Below are 12,554 nucleotides of genomic sequence, written 5' to 3'. Positions count from 1 at the left end.
GGAAGCCTCGGCCGAAGCTTTTTCGTTCCCGGACATTGCGCCGCTCGCCCCCACGCCAGCGTCTTGTGAGACGCTCAAATTATCTCTCAGCGGAGGCCGCTCAGTTCGCAATGCGACTTCATCACCCGGCTCTCGTCGTCCTGCTCGATCAGGTAGGCCGGGTTCTCGGCATCCGCATTGCGCACGATTTCGTGCCCTTCCAGGCTGCGCGCGACGGGACGCGTGAACACTTCCACGATCCGGCCTCGGCTGGTCCAGCCACCGAAACGCCACTCAACGCTCTCACCCTTGCGATAGGTTTGCGCCATTTTCTTCTTCAAAACCTCTTTGATCTCCGCCGGCATGGCGGTCAACTTCACTCGCGTTCTGCGCCTTCTTCCTTGACCGAGTCTTGCGCTCGCTCCAAAATTTCGTCCGGCTGATCTAGCCGGTCCTCGGGAGCGAACCCGAAAGCCTCCGGATCTCCGGTTTCGACAGAAGAGACCGGAGAGGTTCCTGAAAGCGACTTAAGCAGATCTCGGCCGTAGGCGATAACGCCGTCGACATCGTGGGAAAGATCCATGGAACGGCGCGCCTCGAGTTCATCGAGCGCCCCGCGCAAAGCTTCGCGGCGCTCCTCGACCGTGCCACGCGCCGAATGCGCCAGGGCATCAAGGTCGTCGGTCGTAATCGGCTGGGCCAGGCCGGGCTCGTCCGCGTCTCCACCGACGTCATAGTCCGACGAGAAAGGCACTCCGGGCCCATCGAGACGGTTTGTCATATCGTCCTCCATGACCAGTGAATGTCCCCGAAGGCTGCTGAGTTCCCACACGAGGTAGCTCGGTCCAAGCCCCGCGAACTTCGCGATAGATTGGCCGCTCTACCTTGAAGACCGCTCTTGCAGCGCAATCTTGCTGCGCCGGTGACGGGATTATGGCGAGAAGCGGAATCGAGCGAAGATGAGCGACACTCAGGACGAAAAGCCCACAAAGCGAAACGAGGAGCGCGCGAACAGAGGAGCTGAGCGCGCCCAGGATTCGCGCGGTCTCACTCAGCGCGAAGCCAAGACCGTCGAGAAAAGACTGCGTCTGTCCGTGCCGGCGATTTATGAAGTGGTGCGGCAGGAGGGCGAAGAGGAAATGGAACGCCCCACCTCCTCCCTCTGGTGGTCGGGCATAGCGGCAGGGTTGTCGATCGGTTTCTCGCTTGTCGCCGAGGCGGCATTGCGCGAGCACCTGCCCGACGCGCCCTGGCGACCGCTGGTCGATAACTTCGGCTATTGCGTCGGCTTCCTGCTCGTCATTCTCGCGCGCCAGCAACTCTTCACCGAAAACACCATCGCCCCGATCCTACCGCTCGCAGCAGAGTTCACACGCAAAAATGTCCTGTGTGTCATACGCTTATGGAGCGTCGTCTTCGTCGCCAACATGGTCGGCACGCTGGGTGTCGCGCTCTTCAACGCAGCTCTTCCCGGCACCCATCCCGAAGTTTTCCAGGCGATGCTGGAGATCAGCCAGGAGATGATGGACAAGAGCTGGTTCACGATGTTCGTGCGCGCCATCGGTGCGGGCTTTCTCATCGCTGCGATCGTGTGGATTCTGCCGAGCGCCTCCGGCAGCGAGTTCCTCGTGATCGTGCTCTTCACCTATATCATCGCGATCGCCGAGTTTACCCATATCATCGCCGGCAGCGTCGAGGCATTCCTGCTCGTCGCGCATGGAGATATCAGCATCTTCACAATGCTGTGGCACTTCACAGTGCCCGTATTAATTGGAAACATCATAGGCGGTACGGCGCTTTTCGCTCTCCTTGCCTATGCGCAAGTGAAAGAGGAAATCAAATAGAGCGCCCTCATTAGCCAGGGTAAGAAATTTTCTTCACCAAAAGATAGTTTCCGGAACCAGGCGACGACGATCCTCGTTTTCCAGCCATCGAACTTGACAGGAGAAAGTCATGAATTGGGATCGTGTTGAAGGTAACTGGAAGCAGTTCAAGGGCAACGCTCAGGCTCAGTGGGGCAAGCTCACGGATGACGAGCTCGACCAGGTCGAGGGCAACCGCGAAGTCCTCGCCGGCAAGATCCAGGAACGCTATGGCATCGCCAAGGACCAAGCCGAGCGGGAAATCGACGATTGGCTTGCCCGTCACTAAGACGGACAAGCTATAGGGCTAACAAGTCCAGGGCCGGCTTCGTGCCGGCCCTTTTTGTGTCTTTCTCGCAATTGCAATAACCGCCCCGACGTGGCTTAAGAGCCGCGTTCGCGAGGAAGACCGCCATGCGCATCACGATGATTGGGACCGGCTATGTGGGCTTGGTCTCAGGTGTCTGCTTTTCGGAGTTTGGCTTCGACGTCACCTGTGTCGACAAGGATCAGGCAAAGATCGCGGCTCTGCAGCGGGGTGAAGTGCCGATCTACGAGCCCGGCCTCGCCGAGCTGATGGTCAAAAATGCCGACAGGCTGACCTTCACCACCGACCTCCCCGGCGCCGTCGAGAACGCCGACGTCATCTTCATCGCGGTCGGCACGCCGACACGCCGAGGCGATGGCGAAGCCGACCTCTCCTATGTCTATGCCGCAGCTCGTGAAGTCGGCGAAGCCATGCGCTCCGGCTCCGTCGTGGTCATCAAATCGACGGTCGTCGTCGGGACCTGCCGCGAAGTGCGGCGCATCATCGAGGAGACGGCCCCGAACAAAGAATTCTCTGTCGCCTCCAATCCTGAATTCCTCCGCGAAGGTGCGGCGATCGAAGATTTCCTCCGCCCGGACCGCGTTGTCGTGGGCGTGGAGGACGAGCGCGGCGAACAGGTTCTGAAGGCGCTTTATCGCCCACTCAATCTGCGTCAGACACCGATCGTCTTCACCAGCCTGGAAAACGCGGAAATCACGAAATACGCGGCGAACGCCTTCCTGGCGATGAAGATCAGCTTCATCAACGAAATTGCTGACCTTTGCGAAACCGTTGGCGGCAACGTGCAGGACATCGCCCGCGGTATCGGTCTCGACAATCGCATCGGTCCGAAATTCCTGCATCCGGGGCCGGGCTATGGCGGCTCCTGCTTCCCGAAGGACACGCGGGCGCTTGCCGCGACCGCGCGCCGTCTGGGCAGTCCGATCCGTCTTGTCGAAACCACGATCGCCGTCAACGAGGAGCGCATGCGCTCGATCCCCGACCGGGTGATTGCCGCACATGGCGGCAGCGTCGAAGGCAAGACGATCGCCGTGCTCGGCATCGCCTTCAAACCGAACACCGATGACATCCGCGAGGCCCCGAGCCTGACCGCCATTCCCGCGCTCCAGGCGGCGGGAGCCACCATTCGCGCCCACGATCCCCAGGCGGCAGAGGCGGCAAAACCGCTGCTGCCGGATGTAACCTGGTGCAATTCGCCTTATGCCGCAGCCGAAGGTGCCGACGGCCTCGTCATCATGACGGAGTGGAACGAGTACCGCGCCCTTAATCTCGCCACGCTTTCGCGGACGATGCGGGGCAATGTCCTAATCGATCTGCGAAATATCTATCCGCCAGAAGAAGTGGCACCTCACGCCTTCAACTATCACAGCGTTGGCCGCAAGCCGCATACTGCCGAGCCCAAGAGCCCGGCACGTCCGCGTCTTGTATCCTCCTGAGATTTCTCGAACTGTAAGACACATGTCCGCAAATCTGTCCCACCTTGACCGGTTGGAAGCAGAAAGCCTGCACATTTTCAGGGAAGTGGCAGCAGAATGCCGCAACCCGGTGATGCTCTATTCGATCGGCAAGGATTCGTCGGTCATGTTGCATCTCGCGCGCAAGGCCTTCCATCCGGCTCCGCCTCCCTTCCCGCTCCTGCATGTCGACACGACCTGGAAGTTTCGTGACATGTACGCCTTCCGCAATCGAATGGCGGCCGAGGCGGGCATGGAGCTCATTGTCCACGTCAACCAGGAAGGCGTCGCCGCCGGCCTCAACCCCTTCGACCACGGCGCCAATTACACGCGCGTCATGAAGACGGAAGGTCTGAAGCAGGCGCTCGACAGGCATCATTTCGATGCAGCCTTCGGCGGCGCCCGCCGCGACGAGGAAAAGTCACGTGCCAAGGAGCGGATCTTCTCTTTCCGCTCCAAGAGCCATGGCTGGGATCCGCGCAATCAGCGCCCGGAGATCTGGCGGCTCTACAACACCCTCATCCACGAGGGCGAATCGATGCGCGTCTTCCCTCTCTCCAACTGGACCGAGCTCGACATCTGGACCTATATCGAGCGCGAAAACATTCCGCTCGTGCCGCTTTATTTCGCGGCAGAACGGCCTGTCGTGAAGCGCGACGACCAATGGATCATGGTCGATGACGAGCGCATGCGGCTAATGCCGGGCGAAGTCCCGCAACAACGGCTCATCCGGTTTCGCACGCTCGGCTGCTATCCCCTGACAGGAGCTGTGGAATCGACGGCGACCACGCTTGCCGAAGTGGTCATGGAAACCATGGGCGCGACCCAGTCGGAGCGTGGCGGCCGCGCCATCGACCGGGAGGCCTCGGCTTCCATGGAGCGCAAGAAGCGGGAAGGCTACTTCTGATGGACACCGCCGACACCAATCCCGCGAGCATGCAGACGCTCGCCGGCACGCTTGCCGCGCCCGACACCCTGCGCGTTCTGACCTGCGGCTCCGTCGATGACGGCAAATCGACCCTGATCGGTCGCCTGCTTTACGATTCCAAGCTGCTCTTGCAGGACCAGATCGCCGATCTGGAGCGCGACAGCCGCCGCCACGGCACGACCGGCGGCGACATCGACTTTGCACTTCTCGTCGACGGGCTCGAGGCAGAGCGCGAACAAGGCATCACCATCGACGTCGCCTGGCGCTTCTTTGCAACGCCCCGCCGCCGCTTCATCATCGCCGACACGCCAGGCCACGAGCAGTACACCCGCAACATGGCAACCGGCGCATCGACCGCCGAGCTCGCCATTCTCCTGGTCGATGCCGAAAAGGGTCTGTCGCGGCAGACACGGCGCCATGCCCTGATCTGCTCGCTGATGGGCATCAAACAGGTCGTGCTCGCCGTCAACAAGATGGATCTCGTCGGCTACGATGAGAGCGTTTTTGAGAAGATCGCGGAAGATTTTGCGGCCTTTGCCAAGCGCACGCGCATCGAGAGCGTCACACCGATCCCGCTCTCTGCGCGCGAAGGCGACAACGTCACGGGCCCGAGCTCCCGCCTCCCATGGTGGCAGGGTCCGGCCCTTCTGCCCTTTCTGGAGGAGGCGCCGTCGGCTCCGGGGCTTGTCGAAACGCCGTTGCGCTTTCCCGTGCAATGGGTGTGCCGGCCCGACCATACTTTTCGCGGCTACGCAGGCACGATCTCATCCGGGCGCATCGCCGTCGGCGACGAAGTCGTGGTGGCTGCCTCTGGTAAGAAGAGCCGCGTGACGGCGATCGACATCGGCGAGAATTCGCTTGAAGAGGCCGTCGCCGGCCAGTCGATCATGCTGCGGCTTGCCGACGAGGTCGATATCGCCCGCGGCGACGTTCTGGTGCCGGCGGACAACCGGCCGGAAGTGACGGATCAAATCGCCGCCCATCTCGTCTGGATGGCGGAAGAACCGCTTCTGCCGGGCCGGCCATATTGGCTGAAGGCGGCCAACCGCATGGTCTCTGCGCAGGTGAGCGAACTCAAGCATCACCTCTCCGTCGATACCCTCGAAGAGACGGCAGGCAAGGTCCTGGAACTGAACGAGATCGGATTTGCCAACCTATCACTGGCGCACCCGATTGCTTTCGATCCTTACGGCGAGAACCGCGAAACCGGCGGCTTCATCCTGATCGACCGCTTCACCCATTCGACGGTTGCCGCTGGCATGGTCGATTTCTCGTTGAGACGTGCCGCCAACATCCACTGGCAGTCGCTCGATGTGGACCGCAATGCCCGCGCGCGTCTCAAGAACCAGAAGCCGACGGTGTTGTGGTTCACCGGGCTCTCCGGCGCCGGCAAGTCCACCGTCGCCAATTGGGTCGAGAAGAAGCTCTATGCGGCCGGCAGGCACACGATCACGCTCGACGGCGACAATGTCCGCCACGGTCTCAACCGCGATCTCGGCTTCACCGACGCCGACCGGGTGGAGAACATCCGCCGCGTCGCCGAGACGGCGAGGTTGATGACGGACGCCGGCCTGATCGTGCTCGTCTCCTTCATCTCGCCCTTCCGCTCAGAGCGGCAGATGGCACGTCAGCTGATGATGGAGGGCGAATTCGTCGAGGTCTTCGTCGACACGCCTCTCGACATTGCCGAAAAGCGTGACCCCAAGGGCCTCTACGCAAAGGCGCGCGCCGGACAGCTGAAGAATTTCACGGGCATCGATTCACCCTATCAGGTGCCGGAAAACGCCGAAATCACGGTCGATACGACCTCGGCTACGCCGGAAGAATTGGCCGACGAGATCATCGCTTACCTGCGCCAGAACGGCCGACTTAGCTGAGCGGCGGCTAAAGCGCCGCTCCAAAGGGCCGCACCCTGAAGGACAGAAAGAGCCGTTGACCCTAGTGTCAACGGCTCGTTACACCGGGCCAATCTTGCAATACAAATACCATCGGCGCCGCCCACAGCTCGGCGACAGCATGATGGTTATGGTCGATGCGATGACCCCGGAAAAACCGTCTCCCTTCGCCATTTGGTGGTACGCCATTCGTCCGCGCACGCTGGCGCTCTCTGTCTCGCCGGTGGTCGCCGGCCTGACGCTCGCATGGGCGCAGAATGGCGATTTTCACCTGCTCCTGGCTCTGGTGACCTTGATCTCGGCCGTTGCCATCCAGATCGGCACCAACCTCAACAATGACGCCGTCGATGCTTTGAACGGAACAGATGATTCCGGCCGTATCGGCCCACCCCGGGTGACGCAGAAGGGATGGGCGACCGCGCGCGAGGTCTTCCACGCCACCCATCTTGCCTTCTTTATCGCAGCCCTCGGCGGCCTTTATCTCATCCAGGCCGGCGGCATCCCGATCCTTATTGTCGGCATCCTGTCGCTGATCGCCGGCTATGCCTATTCCTCCGGACCCTGGCCGATCTCGCGCAGCCCGTGGGGCGAAGCCTTCGTGATAACCTTTTTCGGCCTCGTCGCCGTTGACGGGACCTTCTATCTGCAAACGGGTTTCATCGACTTCCCCGCCATTCTTCTCGGACTGGCGATCGGATTGCCGGCAGCCGCCGTTCTCCTCGTCAACAATACGCGCGACCGCGAAACCGACACGCTCGCCGGCCGTCAGACGCTCGCCATCCGCGTCGGGCCTCTGGGCGCCGGACGGCTCTACGGCCGTCTTCTGGCCGCGAGTTTTGTGATGATCACGCTTCTGGCCCTCGTCGGCGAACACCTGACCGGCGCTCTCCTGGGGCTCGTCTGCATTCCGCTTGCCTGGAAGGCCCACGTAGCTTTCCGCAATGCCACGACGCCTGCCGATTTCAACGGCTGTCTCGGGCAAACGGCCTCGGTTCAGGCCGCTCTCTGTCTCACCGTTAGCCTTGGTCTGATCTTCACGGCTGCCTGACGGCAGCTTCGGGCTCTGCCACATCCTGCGTCTGCAGAAAGCGGCGCTCGCCGCTTTCCAGAACGAGGCAGGTCAGCCGACCGGAAGCAAAGGCGCGCGTGTCGATGTCGATGCGGTTGGCGCGGATGTCGACCTCGTCGCAAGGCGTGTGCCCATGCACGACACAGAAGCCGAAATCCCGCCCGCTTGAGAGGAACGGCTCGCGGATCCACACGAGATCCTCCTCCCGCTGCGCCCGCATGGGACGTCTGGGATCGATCCCGGCGTGAACGAAGAAATAATCGCCGACGCTCTCGCTCAAAGCAAGCGAACGCAGAAATTGCTCGAAACCGCCGCTCAGCGCCTGCAGCAGAGCCTGATGGCAGGTGACAAGCGAGCGTTGATCTCCGCCCGAAGGAGGCGCAACGCCGAACGACCGTAAAGTCGCCGACCCGCCCTGCCCGCACCAATAGGGAAGCATGCCCGGATCGGAGAGGACCTCGAGAAGCACCGCCTCGTGGTTGCCCTTGAGGCAGACGCGCCGGTCGCAGAGCTTTTCGCCTGCGAACAGATACTCCAGCACGGCGCGGGAATTGGGACCACGATCGATATAATCGCCCAGAAAGATCTCGACGCTCTCTTCCGGAGGGGACGTCTCAAGGTCGGCTTTGATCTGATCCTGCAGATCGAGAAGCAGGTCGAACCGCCCGTGGATGTCGCCAATCGCATAGACGCGACATCCATCCGGCACGGCGTGTAGCGGAGCACTTCGTGCTGCGGAGAAAAAGGCCATTCCCGCGATATAGGGTGACGCCCGACAAAATCAGCCGCCCCGCTCTTTCAGACCTCGCTCCTGTCAGTTTCGCGAGCGAAAAAGGATAGGCAGGCTGCATGTCCGGCCGAAGCCCCCTGGCACCGTCCATGACAGCCTGCCCGACCGAGGCGAGCCTCAGCCGAACTTGAACAACACGCCGAAGCCGCCGCGCGGATAATTCCACTCGATGTCGTGGGTATCGGCACAGACGATGCGGCAGGTGCCGCATTCCATGCAGCCGTCCGGCGTCACCTCGACCTGCCCCTTGTCGTTGAGGGCATAGCAGCCGGCCGGGCAGATCTTCGTCAGCGCCAGAAGCGCCTGAGACGGCACCTCATGCGGGCGGATCTTGACGTGCGGACGGCCTGCATCCACCACGTAACGGTTGTAGTAAAGCTTTTCCTCAACCTTCACGCTATCTGTCTCCGTGCTCATCGCCAGGCCCTCGCCAGTTTGAATGCGTCGCCGATCATGCCCCTCAATGTCCGCGCCTGGCGGAACGAGGAGACGATCGCTTTCTCCTTCGCCTTCTTGTCCAGCCCATCGACGCGGAACCATGTCTGCGCCGCCTTGCTCAAGAGACGCGGATAGAGGCCGAAGAGCGTCTCCTTGTTGCCGTGCAGGAAGGCCGGGATTTTGCGGTATTTGCGCATGTCCTTGAGGACGAACGTCTTCTCCAGCCGCTCCTGATATTCGGCGAGATTGGCTTTCGTCATCTCCTTGCGCATGCGGTGCAGCCGCACGACGGTTTCCGCGGCAACGCGGCCCGTGGTCATGGCAAGGTTGGAGCCTTCGCGGTGCACCGCATTCACGAAATGCCCGGCATCTCCGACCATCAGCCAGCCATCGCCGAAGAGCGAGGGGATGGCGTTGTAGCCGCCTTCCGGGATGAGATGAGCGGCATATTCCTTCACCTCGGAGCCCGCCAGAAGCGGCGCGATCGCCGGATGCGACTTGAACCTCTCCAGGAGTTCGTAGGGCGCCTCGCGCTTCTCCGTGAAGTCGGAGACGAGGCAGCCGATGCCCACGGAGATCGATTCCTCGTTGGTGTAGAGGAAGGCGGTCCCGGTCATGCCGAGCGTCACGCTGCCCATCGCCTCGATGACGACGCCCTCGTCGCCCTTGAGGTTGAACCGGCTTTCGATGACGTCGCGCGGCAGGAAGTGCATTTCTTTGACCGCAAGCGCCACGGTGTCCGGCTTCAGCTCATCGCGCAGCCCCGAACGCTGCCCGACGAGGCCGTTGACGCCTTCCGCAAGAATGACGACATCGGCCATCACCGCGCCATCCTCGCGGTCGGTCTGGACACCGATCACCTTGCCCGAGGTGTTGCGGATGAGTTCCTTGACCGTCGTCTCGTAGAGGACGGTCGCGCCGGCATCGCGAACCTTCTGGCTGAACCATTTGTCGAACTGCGCGCGGATGATCGTGTAGCGGTTCGGCTTCTCTTCGTTGAACTCTTCCGAGCGGTAATGCATGCCGGTGTAGGACGCGTCGTCGAGCATCCACAGACGCTGCTCGATGACATGGCGCTCGAGCGGTGCATCCTCGCGAAAGTTCGGGATGAGCTTCTCGAGCGCATCGGAATAGAGGATCGCGCCCTGGACGTTCTTGGAGCCGGCATATTCCCCGCGCTCCAGCTGCAGGACGTTCAATCCCTCCTTCGCCAGGGTGTAGGCCGCGGCGTTGCCCGAGGGCCCTGCACCAACAACGATCGCATCGAAACGCTGTTCGACCATGGCTGCCTCCTTAGCCTGCCAGGCGGTTGACGGAGAGGTGCTTCGCAAATGCCCGTGTCAGCGCCGGAAGCACTTCAAGGGCATCGGCCACCACGCCGAGATGAGCAAAATCGAAAATCGGGGCATTCGGGTCGCTGTTGATGGCGACGATGAGATCCGCCCCTTCCACACCGACGCGGTGCTGGATCGCGCCCGAAATGCCGGCGGCGATATAGAGCTTCGGCCGGATGGTCTTGCCGGTCTGGCCGATCTGGCGTTCCGCGGGCACCCACCCCTTCTGCACGAGCGGCCGTGAGCAGCCATATTCGGCACCGAGAACTTCGGCCAGATCCTTCACCAGCTGGAAATTCTCGGCCGAGCGAAGCCCAAGCCCGCCGGCCACGACGATATCGGCGAAGGCAAGCTGCACCTTGTTGGAATCGCGGTCCGCCACGAAACGCAAAACCTTGGTGACGACATCCTCCTCAGCCATGTTGAGCGGATGCTCGATCAGGCGTCCTGTGCGTCCCGGCTCGCGTTTCGGCATGGCCATGACACGCGGCCGCACTGTCGCCATCTGCGGGCGGAAATTGAGCGTGTAGATCGTGCACAGCAACGACCCACCGAAGGTCGGCCGCGTCGCGGCGAGCGAACGATCGTCGTCGATCGCAAGCTCCGTGCAATCGGCGGTCAGCCCCGTTGCGAGCGTCGTCGCCACCGAGCCTGCGAGGTCGCGGCCGAGCGTCGTCGCACCGAGCAGCAGGATCTCCGGCTTGTAGGTGTTGACGAGATCGGTCAGGCACTTCGTGTAGGTCTCGTTGCGGTAATGTGCGAGCATCGGATCGGCGACCTGATAGAGAACGTCGGCACCGTGCTCGTAGACTTCCCTCGCGGCCGCCTCGAGTTCGCTCTTGTCGCCGCCCAAAAGGACGCCCACGACCTCCACGTCGAGCTTCTCGGCAAGCTTTCGGCCCTCTCCCAGAAGCTCCAGCGACACGGGATGCACATGCCCGTGCTCGTATTCGATGAAGACCCAGACATGCCGGTAGGCCTTGAAATGCTCCGGCAGTTCCTTCTTCATGCCGGCCCGACCGCCTGCGGGGCGGGCTTGCTGCTTTGGCGCGTTTGCCATCGGCTTTGCCTCCTACTGCCCGGCCGCGAAATTCATCAGATCGTCTTCGATCGTCTGATGCCGGCTGAAAACTTCATTCATGAGCGTATCGGCGATCTCGTCGGGGCTCTTGCCGCTGACGGGAAGCTGCTCGGCTTTCTCTTCGCGCGGCGTCGGCGCGAAGACGCGCTTGACGACCGTCGGCGAGCCGCGCAGGCCGCATTTTGTGACATCCTCGATGCCGATATCGGCCGCATTCCACACCGTCACATCGGCCTTGGCCGCCGAGAGCGCGGCCGAAAGCGAGCCGCGCCGCATCTCATTGGTGCCTTCGAGCATGGTGATGAGAACGGGAAGCTTCGTCTGCAGGACCTGCACACCGCCTTCCGCGCGCCGCTCTACCTCGATAGTGCCGCCCTCACGGTCGATCGGGCCGATCTTGGCGACGTAAGTGAGCTGATTGAGGTTGAGACGCGTCGCAATCCCCGGCCCCACCTGGGCCGTATCCCCGTCGATCGTCTGCTTGCCGGTAAAGACGATTGAGGGGGCGCCCCAAACTTCACCGATCTTCTTGATTGCCTGCGACAGCGAAAAGCTCGTCGCCAGAGTGTCGGAGCCCGCAAAGAAGCGATCCGTCAGGAGGACCGCACGATCGGCACCGAAAGTCAGCGCCTTGCGCAGCGAATCCTCGGCCATCGGCGGCCCCATGGAGAGCACCGTCACCTCTCCGCCGGACTTGTCGCGCAGCCGCAAAGCCTCTTCGAGCGCGAAAAGATCGTAAGGGTTGATGATGGTCGGCACACCCTGGCGCATGATGGTGTTGGTGACCGGATGAACGCGGATCTGGGCGCTGTCCGGAACCTGCTTGATACACACGACGATCTGCATCGTTCCTGCCTTCCTCATGCGCACCGGAACCAGCTTGCATCTGGTGGTCGGTGCCGAATTCAAGACCTCATCAGGCCTCTCGCAAGCAGCGTGCCAATCTCGAAACCCATCCAAACAACTGATATTTATGGTCTTTTATAGATTGTCGGGTTTGCACGACACGATCAAAAGCAGACGGGAGCTGTCGCAAACCCGACAGAAGTGTCACTGGCTGGCGCGTCCTGTCAGGGTGTTGAGCGCCACGAAGGGCTTTGATTTCGGCTTCGGGCCACCCGCGGCCTGCTTCAGCACCTTGAAGACGCGCTGTTCGAGGGGCGACGACCGTGTGAAGTCCTCATAGGCGTGCGCCAGATGCGTGCGGCACGCTTCGCGCGCGACCTCATCATCGAGATCGTCGAGATGGTCGGCGGCGAGATATTCGCCCATGCGCCGCAGAATGTGCAGGCGCGCGACATGCACCACCTTCGGATCGTACGGCACGTCGAGAAACGCGAAAAACTCTTCCGCGGCCGACAGCTCCCGCAATTCGTCCAAAACGCCCATGATATCC

At 61.9% G+C, this 12,554-nt stretch carries 14 protein-coding genes; 6 read left to right on the top strand and 8 right to left on the bottom strand.

Annotation, left to right across the window (positions count from 1 at the left end):
• Positions 1–86: 86 nt before the first annotated feature.
• The gene (locus J2R99_RS13095; RefSeq protein ID WP_307154890.1) at positions 87–359 is read right to left on the bottom strand and encodes a hypervirulence associated TUDOR domain-containing protein; all 273 of its coding nucleotides are present in this window, start codon (positions 357–359) and stop codon (positions 87–89) included.
• Positions 356–760 (bottom strand): hypothetical protein, encoded by a 405-nt coding sequence (locus tag J2R99_RS13090; RefSeq protein WP_307154889.1) that lies wholly within the window; start codon positions 758–760, stop codon positions 356–358. The genes J2R99_RS13095 and J2R99_RS13090 overlap by 4 nt, the downstream gene beginning before the upstream one ends.
• A gap of 178 nt (positions 761–938) precedes the next feature.
• On the opposite strand from J2R99_RS13090, the gene J2R99_RS13085 reads away from it, so the two are divergent.
• The 6 genes from J2R99_RS13085 to menA all read left to right on the top strand — a co-directional run bounded on the left by J2R99_RS13085 (position 939) and on the right by menA (position 7,494).
• Positions 939–1,823: a formate/nitrite transporter family protein gene (locus tag J2R99_RS13085; protein ID WP_307154888.1), complete on the top strand. Its 885-nt coding sequence runs from the start codon at positions 939–941 to the stop codon at positions 1,821–1,823.
• Positions 1,824–1,932: 109 nt separating this feature from the next.
• The gene (locus tag J2R99_RS13080) at positions 1,933–2,130 is read left to right on the top strand and encodes a CsbD family protein (RefSeq protein WP_307154887.1); all 198 of its coding nucleotides are present in this window, start codon (positions 1,933–1,935) and stop codon (positions 2,128–2,130) included.
• Between the two features lie 125 nt (positions 2,131–2,255).
• Entirely contained in the window at positions 2,256–3,605 is a 1,350-nt protein-coding gene (locus J2R99_RS13075) for a UDP-glucose dehydrogenase family protein (RefSeq protein WP_307154886.1), read from the top strand.
• A 22-nt stretch (positions 3,606–3,627) separates the two neighbouring features.
• On the top strand, positions 3,628–4,530 hold the full coding sequence (cysD, locus tag J2R99_RS13070; protein WP_307154885.1) for a sulfate adenylyltransferase subunit CysD: 903 nt from the start codon (positions 3,628–3,630) through the stop codon (positions 4,528–4,530).
• Positions 4,530–6,428: a sulfate adenylyltransferase subunit CysN gene (cysN, locus tag J2R99_RS13065; protein ID WP_370872365.1), complete on the top strand. Its 1,899-nt coding sequence runs from the start codon at positions 4,530–4,532 to the stop codon at positions 6,426–6,428. Before cysD ends, cysN begins: the two co-directional genes overlap by 1 nt.
• A gap of 139 nt (positions 6,429–6,567) precedes the next feature.
• Positions 6,568–7,494 carry a 1,4-dihydroxy-2-naphthoate octaprenyltransferase gene (gene menA, locus J2R99_RS13060; RefSeq protein ID WP_307154884.1) on the top strand — a complete coding sequence of 309 codons (927 nt, stop codon included), beginning with the start codon at positions 6,568–6,570 and terminating at the stop codon, positions 7,492–7,494.
• Here menA and J2R99_RS13055 read toward each other — a convergent pair.
• The 6 genes from J2R99_RS13055 to nifW form a co-directional block, all read right to left on the bottom strand.
• Entirely contained in the window at positions 7,481–8,266 is a 786-nt protein-coding gene (locus J2R99_RS13055) for a metallophosphoesterase family protein (RefSeq protein ID WP_307154883.1), read from the bottom strand. The two genes, menA and J2R99_RS13055, sit on opposite strands and share 14 nt — an antisense overlap.
• A gap of 156 nt (positions 8,267–8,422) precedes the next feature.
• Positions 8,423–8,722, bottom strand: coding sequence for a ferredoxin family protein (locus J2R99_RS13050; protein ID WP_307154882.1), 300 nt, complete (start codon positions 8,720–8,722; stop codon positions 8,423–8,425).
• A complete protein-coding gene (locus J2R99_RS13045; protein ID WP_307154881.1) occupies positions 8,719–10,026 on the bottom strand; it encodes an FAD-dependent oxidoreductase in 1,308 nt (435 codons plus the stop codon). The genes J2R99_RS13050 and J2R99_RS13045 overlap by 4 nt, the downstream gene beginning before the upstream one ends.
• A gap of 10 nt (positions 10,027–10,036) precedes the next feature.
• Positions 10,037–11,137 (bottom strand): electron transfer flavoprotein subunit alpha/FixB family protein, encoded by a 1,101-nt coding sequence (locus J2R99_RS13040; protein WP_128291606.1) that lies wholly within the window; start codon positions 11,135–11,137, stop codon positions 10,037–10,039.
• A 12-nt stretch (positions 11,138–11,149) separates the two neighbouring features.
• On the bottom strand, positions 11,150–12,004 hold the full coding sequence (locus J2R99_RS13035) for an electron transfer flavoprotein subunit beta/FixA family protein (protein WP_307154880.1): 855 nt from the start codon (positions 12,002–12,004) through the stop codon (positions 11,150–11,152).
• Between the two features lie 204 nt (positions 12,005–12,208).
• On the bottom strand, positions 12,209–12,550 hold the full coding sequence (gene nifW, locus J2R99_RS13030; RefSeq protein ID WP_307155708.1) for a nitrogenase stabilizing/protective protein NifW: 342 nt from the start codon (positions 12,548–12,550) through the stop codon (positions 12,209–12,211).
• Between the last annotated feature and the right edge of the window lie 4 nt (positions 12,551–12,554).

The sequence above is a fragment of the Rhodopseudomonas julia genome (genome assembly GCF_030813515.1).
Classification (GTDB): Bacteria; Pseudomonadota; Alphaproteobacteria; order Rhizobiales; family Afifellaceae; genus Afifella; species Afifella julia.
Note: the sequence above shows the minus strand (reverse complement) of the source record. Positions and strands in the feature narration are given on the sequence as shown.